At 72.2% G+C, this 18,994-nt stretch carries 17 protein-coding genes; 7 read left to right on the plus strand and 10 right to left on the minus strand.

The window, feature by feature from the left end; all coding sequences use genetic code 11:
• Positions 1-107 precede the first annotated feature (107 nt).
• The 4 genes from IFR11_RS14750 to IFR11_RS14765 are packed head-to-tail and all read right to left on the minus strand — an operon-like array spanning position 108 to position 5,650.
• Positions 108-2,453 carry a beta-xylosidase/alpha-l-arabinosidase gene (locus IFR11_RS14750; RefSeq protein ID WP_191916660.1) on the minus strand — a complete coding sequence of 782 codons (2,346 nt, stop codon included), beginning with the start codon at positions 2,451-2,453 and terminating at the stop codon, positions 108-110.
• Positions 2,454-2,460: 7 nt separating this feature from the next.
• On the minus strand, positions 2,461-3,345 hold the full coding sequence (locus IFR11_RS14755; protein WP_055839302.1) for a carbohydrate ABC transporter permease: 885 nt from the start codon (positions 3,343-3,345) through the stop codon (positions 2,461-2,463).
• Positions 3,342-4,355: a carbohydrate ABC transporter permease gene (locus IFR11_RS14760; protein WP_191916661.1), complete on the minus strand. Its 1,014-nt coding sequence runs from the start codon at positions 4,353-4,355 to the stop codon at positions 3,342-3,344. The genes IFR11_RS14755 and IFR11_RS14760 overlap by 4 nt, the downstream gene beginning before the upstream one ends.
• 11 nt (positions 4,356-4,366) lie before the next feature.
• The gene (locus IFR11_RS14765) at positions 4,367-5,650 is read right to left on the minus strand and encodes an extracellular solute-binding protein (protein ID WP_055839296.1); all 1,284 of its coding nucleotides are present in this window, start codon (positions 5,648-5,650) and stop codon (positions 4,367-4,369) included.
• Positions 5,651-5,821: 171 nt separating this feature from the next.
• On the opposite strand from IFR11_RS14765, the gene IFR11_RS14770 reads away from it, so the two are divergent.
• Entirely contained in the window at positions 5,822-6,823 is a 1,002-nt protein-coding gene (locus IFR11_RS14770; protein WP_055839293.1) for a LacI family DNA-binding transcriptional regulator, read from the plus strand.
• Positions 6,824-6,874: 51 nt separating this feature from the next.
• Here the strand turns inward: IFR11_RS14770 and IFR11_RS14775 are convergent, their stop codons facing one another.
• A complete protein-coding gene (locus IFR11_RS14775; RefSeq protein ID WP_191916662.1) occupies positions 6,875-7,588 on the minus strand; it encodes a response regulator in 714 nt (237 codons plus the stop codon).
• Positions 7,585-8,838 carry an ATP-binding protein gene (locus IFR11_RS14780; RefSeq protein WP_191916663.1) on the minus strand — a complete coding sequence of 418 codons (1,254 nt, stop codon included), beginning with the start codon at positions 8,836-8,838 and terminating at the stop codon, positions 7,585-7,587. Before IFR11_RS14780 ends, IFR11_RS14775 begins: the two co-directional genes overlap by 4 nt.
• A gap of 141 nt (positions 8,839-8,979) precedes the next feature.
• Between IFR11_RS14780 and IFR11_RS14785 the strand changes: the two genes are divergently transcribed.
• The 5 genes from IFR11_RS14785 to mmuM all read left to right on the plus strand — a co-directional run bounded on the left by IFR11_RS14785 (position 8,980) and on the right by mmuM (position 13,715).
• Entirely contained in the window at positions 8,980-9,972 is a 993-nt protein-coding gene (locus IFR11_RS14785) for a Bug family tripartite tricarboxylate transporter substrate binding protein (RefSeq protein WP_055839284.1), read from the plus strand.
• Positions 9,969-10,610 carry a tripartite tricarboxylate transporter TctB family protein gene (locus tag IFR11_RS14790; RefSeq protein ID WP_197979016.1) on the plus strand — a complete coding sequence of 214 codons (642 nt, stop codon included), beginning with the start codon at positions 9,969-9,971 and terminating at the stop codon, positions 10,608-10,610. The genes IFR11_RS14785 and IFR11_RS14790 overlap by 4 nt, the downstream gene beginning before the upstream one ends.
• Positions 10,598-12,154, plus strand: coding sequence for a tripartite tricarboxylate transporter permease (locus tag IFR11_RS14795; protein WP_055839278.1), 1,557 nt, complete (start codon positions 10,598-10,600; stop codon positions 12,152-12,154). The genes IFR11_RS14790 and IFR11_RS14795 overlap by 13 nt, the downstream gene beginning before the upstream one ends.
• A 203-nt stretch (positions 12,155-12,357) precedes the next feature.
• The gene (locus tag IFR11_RS14800) at positions 12,358-12,864 is read left to right on the plus strand and encodes a MarR family winged helix-turn-helix transcriptional regulator (RefSeq protein WP_055839275.1); all 507 of its coding nucleotides are present in this window, start codon (positions 12,358-12,360) and stop codon (positions 12,862-12,864) included.
• Positions 12,861-13,715 (plus strand): homocysteine S-methyltransferase, encoded by an 855-nt coding sequence (mmuM, locus tag IFR11_RS14805; protein WP_191916664.1) that lies wholly within the window; start codon positions 12,861-12,863, stop codon positions 13,713-13,715. The genes IFR11_RS14800 and mmuM overlap by 4 nt, the downstream gene beginning before the upstream one ends.
• A 10-nt stretch (positions 13,716-13,725) precedes the next feature.
• Here mmuM and IFR11_RS14810 read toward each other — a convergent pair whose 3' ends face one another.
• Complete coding sequence (locus IFR11_RS14810) at positions 13,726-14,730, minus strand: hypothetical protein (RefSeq protein ID WP_055839268.1); 1,005 nt, start codon at positions 14,728-14,730, stop codon at positions 13,726-13,728.
• A 112-nt stretch (positions 14,731-14,842) separates the two neighbouring features.
• Positions 14,843-15,316, minus strand: coding sequence for an Lrp/AsnC family transcriptional regulator (locus IFR11_RS14815; protein WP_055939124.1), 474 nt, complete (start codon positions 15,314-15,316; stop codon positions 14,843-14,845).
• 154 nt (positions 15,317-15,470) lie between these two features.
• Between IFR11_RS14815 and ald the strand changes: the two genes are divergently transcribed.
• The gene (gene ald / locus IFR11_RS14820) at positions 15,471-16,556 is read left to right on the plus strand and encodes an alanine dehydrogenase (RefSeq protein WP_191916665.1); all 1,086 of its coding nucleotides are present in this window, start codon (positions 15,471-15,473) and stop codon (positions 16,554-16,556) included.
• Positions 16,557-16,657: 101 nt separating this feature from the next.
• On the opposite strand, the gene IFR11_RS14825 is transcribed toward ald, so the two are convergent.
• Complete coding sequence (locus IFR11_RS14825) at positions 16,658-17,341, minus strand: response regulator (protein WP_055839260.1); 684 nt, start codon at positions 17,339-17,341, stop codon at positions 16,658-16,660.
• Complete coding sequence (locus tag IFR11_RS14830) at positions 17,338-18,930, minus strand: sensor histidine kinase (protein WP_191916666.1); 1,593 nt, start codon at positions 18,928-18,930, stop codon at positions 17,338-17,340. Before IFR11_RS14830 ends, IFR11_RS14825 begins: the two co-directional genes overlap by 4 nt.
• Positions 18,931-18,994: the final 64 nt, after the last annotated feature.

Genomic DNA, 18,994 nt, shown 5'->3' on the forward strand with positions numbered 1-18,994 from the left:
GCCGCCCCCCCTGTTGAGTGTCCGAGACACGCCGCTCGCGCCCCTCGTCGCGTGGCGTGTCCTGGACACTCAACGCCCCCACACCAACCCAGGGCGCCGCGCCGCCGTCAGCCCCGGCGCACCTCCACGTCGACCACGCGGGCGTCGTCGACGCTCAGCTCGTACGTCGGGCCGGTGATGCGCAGCGCAGCGACGGCGTCGAACGCGACGCACGACGGGCCCAGGCGCAGCTCGACCTCGCCGGGCTCGACCACTCGGCGCAGCGCCCGGTCGCTGTAGGCCAGCCGCGACGCGGGCACGGTGAAGCGCACCTCAGCGCTCTCGCCGGGTTCGAGCTCGACGCGGGCGTAGGCCACGAGCTGCGCGACGGGGCGGGTGACGCTGGCCACGGCGCGATGCGCGTACACCTGCACGACGTCGGCCCCCCGCACCCGCCCGGTGTTCGTCACCCGAGCGCTGACGCGGAACGCGTCGCCCGCGCGCACCTCGGCGGCGGCGGTTCCGGATGCCGTGACCCCGGCCGGCGCCGTGTCGACCCCGTCGACCCGCAACTCGTCGCGCTCGAACGACGTGTACGACAGCCCGAAACCGAACGGTCGCACGGGCGTCGGGTCGGTGCTCGTCACGCCCGAGGGGCCGCCGAGGACCGGGTGCAGGTACGAGTAGGGCTGAGAGCCCGCCGAGCGGGGGAGCGAGACGGGCAGACGCCCCGAGGGAGTGGCATCCCCCGACAGGATCGAGGCGAGCGCGGGGCCGCCCTCTTCGCCCGGGAAGAACGCCTGCAGCACCGCGGCGGGGCCGTCGACGGTGTCGAGCGCCCACCCGATCGCGTAGGGGCGGCCGGTCAGCAGCACGAGCACGACCGGGGTGCCGGTGGCGACGACGGCGTCGACGAGCTGCCGCTGCACGCCGGGGAGCTCGAGCGAGTCGGCGTCGTTGCCCTCGCCGACCGTGCCGCGGCCGAAGAGCCCGGCGCGGTCGCCGACCACGACGATCGCGACGTCGGCGCCGCGTGCGACCTCGGCGGCGGCGTCGAAGCCCGAGGTGTCGGAGCCCTCGACCGCGCAGCCCTCGGCGTACGCGACCTCGCCGAAGCGCGCGTCCACGGCCTCGCGCACGGTGGGGATCTCGAACCCCATCGGAAAGCCCGGGTGATGCGCGAGCACGTGGTTCGCGAACGAGTAGCAGCCCATCAGAGCCTCGGCGCTGTCGGCGTTCGGCCCGATCAGGGCGATGCGACCGGGGGTGGCGAGCGGCAGCACGCCGTCGTTGCGCAGCAGCACGACCGACTCCTCGGCGATGCGGCGGGCCAGCGCCCGGTGCTCGGTGTCGTCGAGGTCGACCGCGGTCGGAACGTCGTCGAAGTCGGCATCCAACAGCCCGAGGTCTTCCTTCTCCGCGAGCACGCGGGCGACGGCGCGGTCGATCACGGCCTCGGGCAGGGCGCCGGATGCCACGCGCTCGGCCAGGTGCGGATACGCGTCGGGCCCCGGGAGCTCGACGTCGATCCCCGCCTCCAGCGCCAGCTGCGCCGCCTCGCCGAGCGACCCGGCGACACCGTGCATCGAGCGCAGGAACTCGACGGCGAAGTAGTCCGAGACGACGGTGCCGTCGAAACCCCACCGGCGGCGCAGGAGGTCGGTCAGCAGCTCGGGTGACGAGGCGACGGGGACCCCGTCGATCTCGGTGTACGAATTCATCACCGAGCGCACCCCGCCGTCGCGCACGGCCATCTCGAACGGCGGAAGGAAGACGTCCTGCAGCTCGCGCTGACCGGCGTGCACGGGCGCGTGATTGCGACCGGCGCGCGAGGCGGAGTAGCCGACGAAGTGCTTGAGGGTCGCGTGCACGCCCGCGCCCTGCAGGCCCCGGACGTACGCGGTGCCGATCGTGCCGACGACGTAGGGGTCTTCGGCGATGCACTCGTCGACGCGGCCCCAGCGGGCGTCGCGCACCACGTCGAGCACGGGCGCGAGGCCCTGGTGCACCCCGAGTTCGCGCATCGAGCGACCGATGGCGGATGCCATGAGCTCCACGGCATCCGGATCGAACGACGCGCCCCAGGCGAGCGGGGTCGGGAAGGTCGCCGCCTGCCAGGCCGCGAAGCCCGTCAGGCATTCCTCGTGCACCAGGGCGGGAATGCCCAGGCGCGTCTCGGTTCTCAGTCGCCGCTGCTCGCCCCACAACCAGGCGGCGCGTTCGATCGGATCGACCGGCCGGGTGCCGTACACGCGGGTGAGGTGGCCGAGGCCGTGCACGGTGGCGTCGGTGTACGCGGCCGAGGTGACCTTCTCGCCCGAGAGGGGGGCGACGACCTCGTCGCCCTGGTCTACCCAGTAGCCCACGAGCTGCGCGAGCTTCTCGTCGAGGGTCATGTCGGCCACGAGAGCCTGCACCCGGGGCGAGAAGCCCGCCGCCAGGGCAGCGCCGACGTCGGTGTTGTGGATGGTCATGGCGGGGTCAGCCCTTCACGGCGCCGGTGAGACCGCCGACGATCCGTCGCTCGAACACGCTGAAGAACAGCAGAGCGGGGATCATCGACAGCGAGGTGAACGCGAGCACGCGCGCGGTGTCGACGGAGTACTGCGAGGCGAAGGCCTGCGTGCCGAGGGGCAGCGTGTACGCGGCCTCGTTGTTGAGGATGAACAGCGGAAGCATGTACGAGTTCCAGCTGTTGACGAACGCCAGGATGCCGACCGTCACCACCGCGGGGACCGCGAGCGGCAGCACCATGCGCCAGAAGAAGCCCAGGCGGCCGAGGCCGTCGATCGAGGAGGCCTCCTGCAGTTCGGCGGGGATCGCGGCGAGGAAGGGCGACAGGATGATGATCGTCAACGGCAGCGCGAAGGCGATCTGCGGCACGATGACGCCCGCGAGGGAGTTCATCAGGCCGAGGTTGCGCACCAGGATGTACAGGGGCGTGATGGCGACGGTCATCGGGAACATGAGCCCGGCGGTGAAGAGGGCGTAGACGGCCCCGCGCCCGCGGAAGCGGTAACGGGCGAGGGCGTAGGCCGCCATCAGGCCGAGGGCCACGACGAACAGCGTCGTCGCGATCGCGGCGATGGCGGAGTTGCCGACCTGCCCCCAGAAGATGCCGCTGGTGAGGACGTCGGAGTAGTTCTCCCAGTTCCATCGGGTGGGAAAGCCCGAGGGGTCGACCGTGATCTCGGCGTTCGAGCGGAACCCGCCCAGGATGATGAACACCACGGGCGCGAGCATCATGCCGATCAGCAGCAGGGCGACGAACCCGACGATCACCGAGGTGCCGCGGCTCGATCCGACGGGGGCTCGACGCGGGGTCCTGCTTCCGCGCGGGGTGACGAGGGTGGCGGTGGCGGTCACTTGGTGCCTCCGGTGAGGGCGCCGGCCGTGTCACGACGGAGCACGAAGCGCTGGTAGATGAGGGCGACCGCGAGCGAGATGAGGAACATCACCACGGCCACGGCGCTGCCGTACCCGAAGCTGCCGGCGTTGCGGCCGTTGGCGACCATGTACGTGGCCATGGTCGAGGTGCCCGCTGTCGAGGCGACGTACTGGCCCCAGATGATCCAGACGAGGTCGAACAGCTGCAGCGAGCCGATGATCGACAGGAACGCCCAGATGCGGATGGTCGGGCCCATGAGGGGCAGCACGATGTAGCGCTGGATCTGCCAGTACGAGGCGCCGTCGATGGCGGCGGCCTCGCTGAGCTCCTCGGGAATGCCCTGGAGCCCGGCGAGGAAGAGGATCACCGCGAAGCCGATGTACTTCCACGTGATGATGATGAGCAGCGTCCAGATCGCGAGCGCCGGATCCGAGATCCAGTCGGCGCGGAGGGCGCCGAGGCCGATCTTGTCCAGCGCCCCGTTGAGCGCGCCGCCCGACTGCAGCATGAGGCCCCACCCGAGGCCGACGACGACCTCGGAGATGACGTACGGGACGAAGATCAGCACGCGGATGAGCGACTGGCCGCGCATCTTGCGGTTCAGCAGCAGGGCCAGGCCGAGCGCGAGCGGTCCCTGCAGCACCAGCGAGCCGACGACGATGAACGCGTTGTGACCGAGCGCCTCGTGGAAGGCGGGGTCGGTGAGGATCGTGACGTAGTTCCGGATGCCGACGAAGTCGACGGGGGTGCCGAAGCCCGACCATTTGTAGAAGCCGTAATAGGCGGCCAGGGCCACGGGCAGGATGACGAACGACACGAAGACCACGAGGGCGGGGCCCAGGAGGATCGCGAGTTCGCCGCGGATGCGCCAATTCTCGAGTCGGCGCCGCGCGGGCGGCCGCCCGGCCGAGGGGACGCGGTGAGCGCCCTCCCCGGCCGGGCGGCGAGACCCGGCGTTGGTCGCCGAGGTGGCGAGCTGGGTGGTCATGGCCGTCGTCCTCAGCGTGAGGCCGCGGCGTTGACGGCGTCGACGATGCCCTGCGGGCTGCCCTTGCCGGCGAACAAGTCGACCACCGCGACGTTCAGCGCATTTCCGACGTTCTGGCCGTACAGGGTGTCGAGCCAGACCGAGACGTACGGGGCGTCGGTGTAGGCCTGGAGCGCCGACTGCAGGGCGGGGGTCGTGACGGCCTCCGTCGCCTCGCTCGAGGCGGGGATGGTCTGGAAGGCGTCGGCGTAGCTCTCCTGGTTCTCCTTGTTGACGAGGAAGTTCAGGAAGTCGGTGCACTGCGCGGGAGCGTTGACCCAGCACGAGTACCCGTCGACGCCGCCCATGATCGCGCCGGGCTCACCGTCGCCACCGGCGACCTCGGGGAACGGGAACCAGCCGAGGTCGGCGAGCGGCTTCTCGTCGGGGGTCAGCGAGGCGATCACGCCGGGGTTCCACGCGCCCATGAGCTCCATGGCGGCCTGGTGGTTGGCGAGCAGGCCCGCCGACGATCCCGCGCCCTGCTGGGCGGCGGTGGTGAGGAAGCCGTCGTTGAACGGCTGCGTCTGCAGGAACGACTGCAGGTTCTCGCCGGCTTCGAGCCAGCACGGGTCGTCGAAGCTCCGGCTCTGCGCGGCCTCGTCGAGCACGTCCTTGGCGCAGGCGCGCAGGGCGAAGTTGTAGTACCAGTGCGCGGCGGGCCAGGCGTCTTTCGCGCCGACCGCGATGGGGGCGACGCCGGTGGCGCGGATCTTCGCGTCGGCGGCCTCGAGGTCCTCGATCGTGGCCGGGGCCTCGGTGACGCCTGCCGCGCTCAGCAGGTCCTGCGCGGTGAAGATGCCGGAGGGGAGCACGGCGACGGGCATGCCGTAGTTCTTGCCGTCGACCTCGAAGGCGTCGAGCGAGGTGCCGAGGGCGGTCTTGGCCTCCGCCGAGATCTTGTCGGTGAGGTCCATCGCCTGACCCGCCGTGACGATGTCGGCGAGCTTGCCGCCGCCGCGGGCCATGAACAGGTCGGGGGCGTCGCCGGAGTTGAGGGCGGTCTGGAGCTTTCCGTCCATCTCCTCGTTCTGCACGGCCTGGATCTCGACCGTGACGCCGGGGTTGGCTGCCTCGAAGGCGCTGGCGGTGTCTTCCCAGTACTGCTTCCCGTCGCCTGTGGTGGAGTTGTGCCACAGGGTCAGGGTGACCGAGCCGTCGGCGTTCTCTGCGCCGCCGCCGCCGGCGCAGCCGCCGAGGGCCAGGGTGCCGGCGACGGCGAGGGCCGCTCCGGCGAGGATCTTGCGCGTGTTCATGTGATTCCCGTTTCTCTTCGTCGAGGTGCGTCCGTGAGGAGGCGTCGGTTGTCATGGGCAGCGTTGCCGTTTCCCGGGGTGTTGCTGCGCCCCGGGTCTGAGCAGTGTCGCCCCGTGCGGAAGGGTCGTGAAACGTTTTCGAAAATGATTTCCACGCTAGGGTCGGATGCCATGACGAGGCGCCCGACCATCCACGACGTCGCCGCGGCGGCCGGCGTCTCGGTCGCCACGGTGTCGAAAGCCGTGAACGGCCGCTACGGGGTTTCGCCCACGACGGTGAGCCGGGTATTGGACGCTGTGAAAACCCTCGGCTACGAATCGAGCCTCGTCGCGAGCAGCATGCGCTCGCGCCGCACGGGGGTCATCGGCGTGCTCGTCGCCGACATCGAGCCCTTCTCGGCCGAGATCCTCAAGGGCGTCGGCGGGGCCCTGTCCGACACCGGATACGACCTGCTCGCCTACACCGGCGCGCGCCGCGACGGCGAGGGGTGGGAGCGCCGCTCGCTCAGCCGTCTGAGCGGCACGCTCATCGACGCCGCGATCATCGTCACGCCGACCATCGTCACGGTCGCGAGCGAGGTGCCGATCGTCGCGATCGACCCGCACACCGGCCGCGGGGTCGTACCGACCGTCGAATCCGACAGCTTCACCGGTGCGCAGCAGGCGGTGCACTACCTCGTGCAGCTCGGCCACCGTCGCATCGGCTTCATCGCGGGGCGCCCGGATCTGCGTTCGGCGGTCGCCCGCGCGTCGGGGTACCGCGCGGGGTTGTCGGCGGCCGGCATCCCCTTCGATCCCGCCCTCGTCGGCGTGGGGCGCTACGCCCAAGACGTCGCGCGCGAAGCGGCCGAGGCCATGCTGTCGCTCGACGACCCGCCCACCGCGGTGTTCGCTGCGAACGACCTGTCGGCCCTGTCGATCATCGACGTGGCCGCCGACCGCGGGTTGCGGGTGCCCGAAGACCTCTCGGTCGTCGGGTTCGACGACGTGCCCGAGGCCGCCCGCGCCCAACCGGCGCTCACGACCGTGCGCCAGCCGATGAAGCGCCTCGGCGCCGAGGCGGTGCGGATGGTGCTGGCCCTGCTCGCCGGCGAGGAATTGCCCGAGACGCACATCCAGCTGCCGACGCGCCTGGTCGCGCGTGGCACGACGGCGCCGCCGCGGGCGGGCTGACACCGCGCGCGGCGCCGAGCTCCGGTGGCGCCGCGCACTCGAACCCCCGCGTCAGCGCGCCGCCAGCCGGTACAGCACCTCGGGTCGTCCGCGCGCGCCGAAGCGGTGCGAGACATCGACCTCGCCGCGAGCCACGAGGGCGTCGAGGTACCGGCGCACGGTCGCACGCGAGGCGCCCGACGCGGCGGCGACGTCGCGGGCGCTCGCCGGCGTCACCGGGTGCAGCGCCGCGCGGATGGTGTGCAGGGTCGATTCCGCGAGGCCCTTGGGGAGGAGGGGCTCGGATGCCGACAGCGCACGCACCGGAGCGGTCGCCGGACCCACCAGTCGGTCGATGTCGCCCTGCCCCATGCTCACCGGCACCTCGGCGGGGCGGGCGGCGCGACCGCGGCGGTATTCCTCGAGCCGGCGCACGAACGCCTCGCGCGTGAAGGGCTTCGCGAGATACCCCACGACGTGGGCGGCCGCGGCCTGCCGGATCGTCAGGGTGTCACGGGCTGAACTGATGACGAGCACGTCGACGTTCCACTCCCGCACGAGCCGCAGTCGGTGCAGCACCTCGACGCCGCTGAAGTCGGGCAGATTCATGTCGAGCAGCACGAGCTCGATGTCGGTGCCCGTCGCCAGCGCCGCCCCCGCGGCCCCCGTCCGCGCCGTCCCGACGAGCCGGAACCCGGGCAGCGACTCGAGATAGGCGGTGTGCAGCCGCACCACCGCGGGGTCGTCATCGACGATCACGGTGCGGATCGCGGCATCCGGGGTCATGCCCGCACCCCCGCGTGCGGCAGCTCCACCGTGAAGCGCGCCCCGCCCGCGGCCGCCGCGCCGACGGTGATCGAACCGCCGCGCGCTCCCGCGATGCGGCGCACGAGGTCCAGGCCGACGCCGCGGCCCGAGGGAGCCTTCGAACTGACGCCGCGGTCGAAGATGCGGGCGACGTCGGCGGGCGGCACGCCGGGGCCGTCGTCGGCGACGTCGATCGTGAGCCGTTCGTCGCCGGCGAGCACGAGCAGGTCGACGCGTCCGCCGGGACCGGCCGCTTCGGCGGCGTTTCGCACGAGGTTGCCGATGACGCTCAGCGCGTCGTCGTCGACGACTCCGCGCGGCACGAGGCTCGCCGGATCGACCCGCAGGCCCCGGTGCTCGGCCGCCAGCCCGTCGAGCAGGGCGCGCAGCGCCGGGTCGTCGATCGAGAGACCGGACGCCACGGGCGCCAGCCCTCCGATGTAGGTCAGCGCGTCGACGGTCTCGCCCTCGGCGACGAGCCCGCGGATGACGTGCAGCCGCGTGTGGAACTCGTGCGTCTGGTCGCGCAGGGCGCCCGAGATGCGGCGCTGGGTCTCGAGTTCGCGCGCGTCGGCTTCGAGTCGTCGCACGCGTCGACGCAGTGCCGCCGTCAGCAGCCCGCTCAGTACGACGCCGAGCACGATCGACCCGGCGACCCAGGGCAGCAACCCGCCGACGGCTTCCTCGTAGCTGCCCGCGATCTCGGACTCCAGCACGCCGACGGAGGCCGTGCCGATGACCGCCCCCGTCTCCGCATCACCGGCCCGCACGGGCACCTTGGCGCGCAGGCTCGGGCCGATCGTGCCGGTCTCGGTGCCGAGGAACGTCTCGCCGGCCAGCACCGCCGTCGCATCCGTCGACACGCTGCGCCCGCGCTCCGCCGGGTTGGGGTGGGTGAGACGGATGCCGCGGGCATCGGTCACCACGACGTAATCCACCCCGGATGCCGCGGCGACGACGTCGGCGAGGGGCTGGAGCTCCGCGGTGGCGGCGTCGGCGTCGAGCAGCACGGCACGCCGCACCTGATCGAGCTCGGCGAGGCTCCGAGCGACGTCGAGAACGCGCTCCTCGGTCGCGGTGCGGATGCTGCGCTCCTGCGTCGACATGGCGACGAGGGTCGTGGCGAGCACGCACACCAGCACGACGGTGCACTGCAGGGCGAGCAGCACGGCGAGGCGCACGCGCACCGGCGCACGGTCGGCCGCGCGGTCGACGGGGGTGGTCGACATGGGCACCTCCTCGTGCGCATCGCGGGTGAGTGCGAATTGTGAGCATCTAAGAGCGCAATGCCTTCGCACGGCGCCGCAGGGGGGACGGCGCTGTCAACCTAGCTTCTCATCCGGCAACGACGATGTCCCGGGAGGGCGACGATGCAGTCATCAGCGCGAAAGCGGATCACCGGAGCGATCGTGGGCGTCGTCGCCGCCGCCCTGTTCGTGACGGCGGGTCTGAGCGCGGCAGCGAGCGGCGGGGTGGCGAACCCCCGCACGAAGCTCACCATCGTGGCCCCGGCCGCCCCCGGCGGCGGGTGGGACACCTTCGGCCGCGAGGCCCAGCAGGTCATGCGCGAAGAGGGCATCGCCGGCGCCGTGCAGGTGATGAACATCCCGGGAGCCGCCGGCACCATCGGCCTCGGCGCGGTCGCCGAGATGGGCGATCGGCACGACATCATGCTCGTCACCGGCGGCGTCATGGTGGGCGGCGTGATCGTCAACCGCTCGCCCGTGAGCCTCGAGGACGTGCGGCCCATCGCGCGCCTCGCCGACGACTTCAACGTGCTCGTCGTGCCCGGCGACTCGCCCTTCCAGACCCTCGACGACTTCATGGCCGCGTTCCTCGCCGACCCTGAGGGCACCGCCATCGCGGGCGGGTCGCTCGGCGGCATCGACCACCTGCTCGCCGGCATGCTGGCCCAGCAGGGAGGCATCGATCCGCAGCGCGTGAACTACCTCGCGTACCCCGGCGGTGGCGAGGTCGTCACCTCGCTGCTGTCCCACACCACGCAGGCGGGGCTCTCGGGGTACAACGAGTTCCGCGACCAGATCGAGTCGGGCAATCTCCGCGCCCTCGCGCTGTCGGCCGAGGAGCCGCTCGACGACGTCGACGTGCCCACCTTCCGCGAGCAGGGGGTCGATGTCGCCATGTCGAACTGGCGCGGGCTCGTGGCGCCGCCCGGCATCGACGACGAGGTGCACGCGGAACTGGTGGCCATGGCATCCGAGATGCGCGAGACCGACGCCTGGCAAGAGGTGCTCGCCCGCAACAGCTGGGTCGACAGCTTCCTCGCCGGCGAGGAGTTCGCCGCATACCTGGCGGACGAGACCGAACGCACGACCGCGATCATGAAGGAGCTGGGTCTGTGACCGAACCGTCCACCCTCACCACGGGATCGCTGCGCGTGCAGCGCACGCCCCGCTGGTACACCGGCCGCAGCGAGCTGGTGGTCGTCGCGGGAGTCTTCGTCCTCGCCGGGTTCATGACCCACGGCACGGTCACCATGCAGGTGCCCGCCGACGTCGCCGTCCCCGGTCCCCAGTTCTTCCCGATGCTCGTCAGCGGTTTCCTCTGGCTCGCCGGTGTCGGCCTGCTCGTCGAGGTGCTCCGCACGACCCGCCGCTCCCACGTCGCCGACGACCCCGTCGAGATCTCGAACGAGATGCTCGAGGACCTCGGCGCGATCGACGAGACCGGCGAGATCCGTGTCGTCTCACCCGAAGACGTCGCCTCGTCGTCGGCGCCGGCACGCGTCGACTGGCGGACGCTCGGGATCACCGTCGTCAGCCTGGCCGCGTTCATCGTGGTGCTGCCGGTGCTCGGCTGGCTCCTCTCGGCCGCGGCCCTGTTCTGGGTGCTCTCGTGGGCGTTCGGCAGTCGCCGGCCCCTTCTCGACGTCGGCGTTTCGGTGATCGTGTCGTCTCTCGTCCAGCTCGCGTTCGGCGCGGGCCTGGGCCTGTCGCTTCCCGCCGGCATCCTGGAAGGACTCTCGCCGTGGATCAGCTGATCAACCTCGCCGATGGATTCGCGGTCGCCTTCACGCCGCAGAACCTGCTCTTCCTCGTCATCGGCGCCGTGCTCGGCACCGCCGTGGGCGTGCTCCCGGGCCTCGGCTCGGCCATGGCGGTCGCGCTGCTGCTGCCGGTCACCTTCAGCCTCGACCCCACCGGCGCGTTCATCATGTTCGCGAGCATCTACTTCGGGGGGCTCTTCGGAGACTCGACCGCCGGCATCCTGCTCAACACCCCCGGCAACTCCTCGGCGATCGCGACGACGTTCGAGGGTCATCGGATGGCCAAGAGCGGCAGGGCGGCGAAGGCGCTCGGCACGTCGGCCATCGGCGCCTTCATCGGCGGCACGATCGCGTGCGTGCTGGTGGTGTTCTTCGCCCCGTACATCGTCGAACTCGCCAAGGTCTTCGGCCCCGCGGAGTACTTCGCGCTCGCCGTCTTCGCGTTCGTGGCGATCTCGGCCGTCGTGGCCGACTCGATCGTGCGCGGTCTCGTCGCCCTGGGGCTCGGCTTCGCCCTGGCGCTGGTCGGTATCGACGGGATGACGGGAGCCGAACGCTTCACCGGCGGCAGCCCCGTGTTCTTCGACGGGATCTCGATCATCGTGATCACGGTCGGTCTGCTCGCCATCGGCGAGGTGCTGCACGTGTCGTCGCACATCCGCCGCGCGGGCGGACCGGGCAAGCTCGTCACACCCAGCGGCTCGCCGCTGCTGTCACGGAGCGAATGGCGTCAGGCCCTGCCCGCGTTCCTGCGGGGCACGGCGTTCGGCGTTCCGTTCGGGGCGATCCCGGTCGGCGGGTCGGAGGTACCGACGTTCCTGGCCTACGGCACCGAGAAGCGCCTCGCCCGCCGCCGCGGTGACACCGATTTCGGCTCGCGCGGAGCGATTCAGGGCGTCGCCGCCCCCGAGGCTGCCGGCAACGCCACCGCCGGCTCCGCCATGGGCGCGCTGCTCGGACTCGGCCTCCCCACCTCGGCCACGGCGGCGATGATGATCGCCGCGTTCCAGCAGTACGGGATGCAGCCGGGCCCGCTGCTGTTCGAACGCTCCGGCGATCTCGTCTGGCCGCTGCTGGCGAGCCTGTTCCTGGGCCTGATCATCCTGCTGATCATCAACCTGCCGTTCGCGGCGGTCTGGGCCAAGCTCCTGCTCATCCCGCGCCACTACCTGTACGCGGGCATCACCGTCGTCGCGATGCTCGGTGTCTACGCGATCGCCTCGCGCGTGGTAGACCTGTGGCTCGCGCTGGCGATCGGCGTCGTCGGGTTCGTCATGCGGCGCTTCTCGATCCCGCTCGCTCCGGTGCTCATCGCCGCGATCCTCGGACCCATGGCCGAGACGCAGCTGCGCCGGGCGCTCGCCGTGTCGGAGGGCGACCCCACGATCCTCGTCGCCTCGCCGCTGACCATCGTGCTGTACGCGCTGCTCGCGATCATCGTGACGGTGAGCGTGCTGCAGCACGCCCGCCATGCGCGCCGCGAGCGCCTCGAGGCCGCCGCCCGCCGCGACGCGCCGGTGCCCGCCGGGCGTCGCTGACCGCTGCGCCTCCTCGGCGTTTCCCCCAGGTCGAGTGTCCGAGACACGCCGGTCGTGCCCCTCGTCGCGCGGCGCGTCTCGGACACTCGACGCCCTCCGGCCGACGTAGGGCGCCGCGCCCCTAGGGCCGGCGCACCTCCCAAAGCCCCGCACACGCCCCCGCCGCGCGCCGCATCCCCTCGCGGCTCCGGTACCGTCGAGGTGTGACTACCGCCAGCAGCAAAGACGACGAGGTCGACCTGCTCATCGACGCCTGGTCGCAGCTGCTGCCCGAGGTCGACCTCACCCCGCTCGACGTCATGTCGCGCCTGCGCCGTGCGGCGTTCCACCTGTCGAAGCTGCGCGCGAAGGCGTTCGCCAGCGCCGGCATCGCCGTGTGGGAGTTCGATGTGCTGGCCGTGCTCCGCCGCGCGGGCACCGAGCTGAGCGCGACGCGCCTGATCACCGCCACGATGATCGGCAGCGCCGCCATGACCAATCGTCTGGACAAGCTCGCCGAGCGCGCTCTCGTCCACCGGCGCCCCAATCCCTCCGACGGCCGCGCGATCCTCGTCGCGATCACTCCCGAGGGCATCGAGCGCGTCGACGCCGCGATGACCGAGCTCGTCCGTCTTGAGGGCGAGGCCCTGCGCGATGTCAGCCGCGGCGACCAGGCCCTGCTCGCCAGCGCCCTGCGCGTGCTCGCTGCGGGCGAGACGCACGAGGCGTGATCGACCTCGCCGCGACCCTGCGGCAGCGTCCCGTCGTGCTCGACGGCGGCCTCGGCACCCTGCTCGAGGCCCGCGGCAATGACGTGTCGTCGGCCCTCTGGTCGGCGCAGGTGCTGCGTGACGCCCCCGACGAGATCCGCGCGGCGCACGCGCAGTTCGCCACCGCGGGCGCCGAGATCGTGATCACGGCGTCGTACCAGGTGGGGTTCGGCGGCGAGATCCCCGATGCCGAGGTCGAGACGCTCCTGCGACGTTCGGTGTCGCTCGCGCGAGAAGCCGACGACGTCGTGGTCGCGGCATCCGTGGGTCCGGTCGGAGCGCTGCGTGCCGACGGCAGCGAGTACACGGGAGAGTACGGCCTGTCGCTCGACGAGATGCGTCGCGCGCATCGACGGCGCCTGCACGTGCTGGCCGACGCCGGGGCCGATGTGCTCGCGGTCGAGACGATCCCCTCTCCCCTCGAGCTCGAGGCGGTGGCGCTCGAGCTCGCCGACCTCGGAGTCCCCGCGGTGGTGAGCCTCTCGGCCGACAGCACCGGTTTCGCCGTTCCCGGCTCTCGGGCCGCGGCGCTGCGCCTCGCGGCATCCGTTCCCGGTGTCCTCGCCGTCGGCGTGAATTGCTGCGCGCCCGACACGGTGCTGCCCGCGCTGGCCGAGGCGCCCGGCATGGCGCTCGTCGCCTACCCGAACACGGGGGAGCGGTGGGATGCCGAGACCCGCACCTGGCACGGCGGCACCGCCCCGCTGGCCGAAGGCGTACCCGCGTGGGTCGCCGCGGGAGCGCGCATCGTGGGAGGCTGCTGCCGCTCGATGCCGGTCGACATCGCCGCGATCGCGGCGGCGGTGCGCTGACCCCGCACGGTCACCGCGCGTCGACCCCGGGGAGCGCGGCGCCGTCCCCGTCGACGACCTCCCCGCCGGCGAGCGGAGTCACCGACGGCGGCAGCTCCCGATCGCTGCGGCGGAGCGAACGCGGAGCGGCGGTGGTGAGCAGCGCGACCTCTTCGGGTTTCCAGCCGTGGGAGTCGCGCATGCGCGCGCTGAGCGTCGAGACGGCCGAGGGGTGCGCGACTTCGACGCCGTGCATCGCGTCGACGGCCGAGGGGTCGACCTCGCGGGCGGCCAAGCGCAGGTCCAGCAGCAGGGCGAGCACGCGGTCTCTTCCGTACGCCGCGGTCGCGAGCTTCCAGTCGCCGATCACCACGGCGGTGCGGGGCCGGCGATCGGCGTAGGTTCCGACGGTCGCCGGGCGCCCCACGAGGGCGACCGAGAGTCCCGTCAGCATCATCGCCGTGATGGCTGCGACGACGATCCCCGCGGGCGAGAAGACGAGGTCGGCGGCGGGGGATCCCAGACCGGGCAGCGCCGTCACCGCCCGACCCGCCGAGTAGAGGGCGTAAGCGGCCGTCGTCACGAGCAGCACTCGTCGAGAGCTTCGGGGGAGCGCGCGGTTGCGCACGGTGAGCAGCGCGCAGACCGTGCAGCTGAGGGCGAGAGCGGCCGCCTTGACCACGAGCGCGCCGCCGTGCGGAAGCAGCGCGGAGCTCGCCGCGACCCCCGCCCCGACGACCAGCACGAAAGCCACGGCCGCGCGCAGGCGCCGCCCGCGGGGCGCCGACACCGCGAGGCACATCGTCGCCGGGCCGAGCACCATGGCGGTGTCGGCCATCACCTGTGACACCGCTCCACCGCCGTTGAAGCGGACCACGTACAGGGTTCCCGCGCCCACCGACATGGCGCCCGCCACCGATGACAGTCGCAGGAAGACGCCGAGAGGGGTGGGGCTTCCCACGCGCGGCAGCACGATGACGATGATGCCGGCGGCCAGGCCGGCGCACATCACGAGCACCCCGATCGACAGCAGCATGGCACCCCCGCGCCCCATCATGCCGCCGCGCCGCACGCGCCGTGAAGCGGGGATGGGTGTTGACGCCGGTCGTGGAACATGAGAGGGGAACTCGACATCCCCGCACGGCGGATCAGTCGAAATCGGCCGCCACGGCGTTGCGGTGGTACTCGAAGATGATGCTCGTGCGCGTGGATGCCACGCTGTGCCGCGCCGAGAGGTGATCGACGACGAAGCGTCGCACGGCCGAGGAGTCGTCGACGGCGATGTGCACGAGGAAGTCGTCGGCGCCGCCCAGGAAGAACAGCTGGATGACGTCGGGATGCCGGCGCACTTCCTGCGCGAAGGCGTGGATGCTCTCCTGCCGCTGCCCGGGCCGCAACGTCACACCGACGATCGCTTGCAGCCCGCGGCCGAGGCGACGCTGATCGACGGCGGCGTGGAACCCGGTGACGAGGCCGCGGTCGACGAGCGAGCGCAGGCGCGAGTGCGCGGTCGAGGGGGCGACCCCCAGCGCCTCGGCCAGTGCCGCGTTGGTCATGCGCGCGTCGACCGAGAGCAGCTCGATGATGCGGGCGTCGTGCGGGTGCAGTTCGTCGTCGGGCATCGCAGATCCTTCGGCCGTCGGTCGCGCTCGGAGCGTCGGGATCCGACGATACGCGTGCTCCTCGACCGCTGCGCGAAGAATCTGCGGGTTTGCACCACCGAAACACCCTGTTCTGCGATTCTTCCGGCACGCCCATCCGCTCGAGGAGGAACCCATGCGCGTCTCTGTGCCGACCGAGATCAAGAACAACGAGAACCGCGTCGCCATGACCCCCGCCGGGGTCGACGCGCTCGTGCACCGCGGCCACGAGGTCCTCGTGCAGGCCGGTGCCGGGGTCGGGAGCGGCTTCGCCGACGAGCAGTACCGCGCAGCGGGGGCCGAGATCGTCCCGACCGCCGACGAGACGTGGGCGCGGGCCGAGCTGCTGGTCAAGGTGAAGGAGCCCATCGCACCGGAGTACGGCTTCCTCCGCCGCGACCTCACCCTCTTCACCTACCTGCACCTCGCCGCCGACCGCCCTCTCACCGACGCGCTCATGGCCGCGGGCACCACGGCCGTGGCCTACGAGACCGTGCAGACCGCCGACCGCGCGCTCCCGCTGTTGGCGCCCATGAGCGAGGTCGCGGGACGCCTGTCGATCATCGAGGGCGCGCATCACCTGCTGCGCGCGTCGGGCGGGCGCGGCCTGCTTCCGGGTGGCGTTCCCGGCACCCCGCGGGCCAAGGTCGTCGTGATCGGCGGCGGCGTCGCGGGCGAGCACGCCGCGGCCAACGCGCTGGGCCTCGGCGCTCTCGTGACGGTCGTCGACATCTCGCTGCCCAAGCTGCGCCAGCTCGAGGAGCGTTTCGGCGGCGCCATCGAGACCCGCGTCTCGACGCGCCTCGAGATCGCGGAGCAGCTCGCCGACGCCGACCTCGTGATCGGTTCGGTGCTCATCCCGGGCGCCGCCGCCCCGAAGCTGGTCACCGACGAGATGGTCGCGTCGATGAAGCCCGGCTCGGTGCTCGTCGACATCGCGATCGACCAGGGCGGCTGCTTCGAGGGCTCCCGCGCGACCACGCACGACGCCCCCACGTTCCGCGTGCACGAGGCGCTGTACTACTGCGTCGCCAACATGCCCGGCGCCGTTCCGCACACCTCGACGCGGGCGCTGTCGAACGCCACGCTCCCCTACATCACGCGGATCGCCGACGCGGGCTGGGAGTCCGCGGCATCCGCCGATCCCGCCCTCGCGAGGGGGCTGAACGTGCGCGCCGGCGTCGTGGTGAACGAGGGCGTCCGCGCCGCCTTCTCGCTCTGACTCCCCAGACGTCCTTCACCCCCTGTTGAGTGTCCGAGACACGCCGCACGTCCGCGCGCCCGAGCGGCGTGTCCTGGACACTCGACGGGGGCTCGAGCGACTCAGCCCCGCACCCACGCGTACGTGATCTCGGGGCGCCCCTGTCCGCCGTAGCGGGGCTCGCGGCGCACGCGGCCGACGTCGGCGAGGTGCTCGAGGTAGCGCCGGGCGGTGACGCGCGACATGCCCTCGCTCTCGCCGACCTCGGTCGACGACACGGCTCCGGATGCCGTGCGCACCCGTTCCGCCACGGCCTGCAGCGTCTCGTCGCTCAGGCCTTTCGGCATGAGGGGCGGCGCCACGGTGCGCAGTGACCCGAGCAGCGCGTCGACCTCGGACTGCGTGGCCTCTCCGGCTGCGCGGTCGAGGCCCTCGACGTACGCGCGGTACGCCTCGAGGCGCTCGCGGAACGCGGCGAACGCGAACGGCTTGATCAGGTACTGCACGACGCCGATCGAGACCGCGGCGCGCACGGTCGCGGCGTCGCGGACCGCCGTGACGGCGATGATGTCGACGCGCGAGCCCGCGGCACGCACGCGCCGGGCGACGTCGAGACCCGAGCCGTCGGGCATGGTCATGTCGAGCAGCACGAGGTCGATGCGGCGCTGCGCGTCCGACAGGGCGGTGAGCGCGGCCCGGGCGCCGGCGGCCTGCCCGACCACCTCGAAGCCCGGCACCCGCGCGACGTAGGCGGTGTGCAGTTCGAGGGCGAGCGCGTCGTCGTCGACGACCAGCACCCGGATCACGACGCCGCCCCCGCCAGGAACACGCGCACGGTCGTGGGGTCGGTGCCCAGTTGCAGGGTGCCTCCGTGCGCCGCGACGATGTCGCGCACGAGGGCCAGGCCCACGCCGCGCCCGCCGACGGCGTGGGCGGGTTTGGTCGACGCCCCGAAGGCGAAGGGGTCGTCGAGTGCGGGGTCGAACCCGGCTCCGCTGTCGCTCACCTCGAGCACGACGTCGCCGCCGCCCTCGCGCACCACCACGCGCACCCACCGCGGCTCGGCGCCCGAGCTCGCGGCATCCAGGGCGTTGTCGACGAGGTTCCCCACGATCGTGACCGCCTCGGCCGGGGCCAGGGGCAGCGAGGGCGTCGGTTCGGCGACGTCGAGGTCGAGGCGCACGTCCCGCTCGGCGGCCTCGTCGAGCTTGCCGAGCAGCAACGCGACGACCACGGCGCCCTCGTCGTCGGACACCAGGCGGTCGGCGAGTTCTTGTCGTTCCCCCGTGGATGCCACGATCAACCGCCGCGCGTCGTCGATCCGCCCGAGTTCGAGAAGCGCCAGCAGCGCGTGCAGCCGGTTGCCGTGCTCGTGCGTCTGCGAGCGCAGGGTGTCGCTGAGGGTGCGCACGCCCTCGAGTTCGCCGAGCAGTGCCTGCAGCTCCGAGCGATCGCGCAGGGTCATGACGTGTCCGCGTTCGGGGGCGCGGCGGCCGGCGAGATCGCGGGCCTCCTCCTGGTTGACCAGGAGCACGCGGTCCCCGTTGACGATGGTCTCCTCGACCATGCGCCGCCCGGTGACGATGGCGTCGGCCAGGGCGGCGTCCATGTCGACGTCGCGGGGGTCGAGTGAGACCTGCCCGCTCGTCGCCGGTGGCAGGGCGAGCAGGTCGGCGGCTTCGTCGTTGTACAGCACGATGCGTCCGTCGCGATCGGTGACCACGAGCCCCTCGCGCAGCGAGTGCAGCACGGTCTCGTAGCTCTCGACGAGGCGCGACAGCTCGCCCGGGGTGTACGACCCCGTCACGCGGCGCGCACTGCGGCGGATGTAGAGGGCGCCCAGCACGCCGAAGCCGACGATGGCGGCGGCGGCGGCGACGATCACCGGCACGCGGGCGGCGAGGTCCTGCTGCACGGCGCCGAGCGTCACGCCCACGGCCACGAGTCCGACGATGGTGCCGTTCTCGTCGCCGCCGTCGCGGATCGGGACGATCGTGCGCACCGAGGGGCCGAGCGTCCCCTCGTACACCTCGGTGAACGACTCGCCCGCGAGTGCCTCGGCCCGCGAGCCCTGGTACTGCTGCCCGATCTCGGAGCGGTTGCGGTGGGTGAGCCGGATGCCGTCGGGGGTCATGATCGTCACGAACGACAGTGAGGCGTCGTCGAGGATGTACTCGACCATGGGCTGCAGCGCGTCGGAGTCGCCGCGCCCGACGAGGGCGGCGACGTCGGGCTCGTGCGCCAGGGTCTCGGCGACCGAGCGCGTGACCTGCTCGGCCTCGCGCTGGCCGGAGTCGCTCAGCTGCATCGAGAGCAGGGCGGCGAGGACTCCCGCGACGAGCACGACGACGCCGAGCGCCACGAGCGCCAGGCGTCCACCCACGCTCAGTCGCATCACCGCACCTTTCGTCGCGCTTGCCGTGAACAATACGACCACAAATCGCTCCCGCGTCCCGCGT

Origin of the sequence: Microbacterium sp. CFBP 8801, from assembly GCF_014839455.1 — a bacterium.
In the GTDB taxonomy this organism is placed as follows: Bacteria; Actinomycetota; Actinomycetes; order Actinomycetales; family Microbacteriaceae; genus Microbacterium.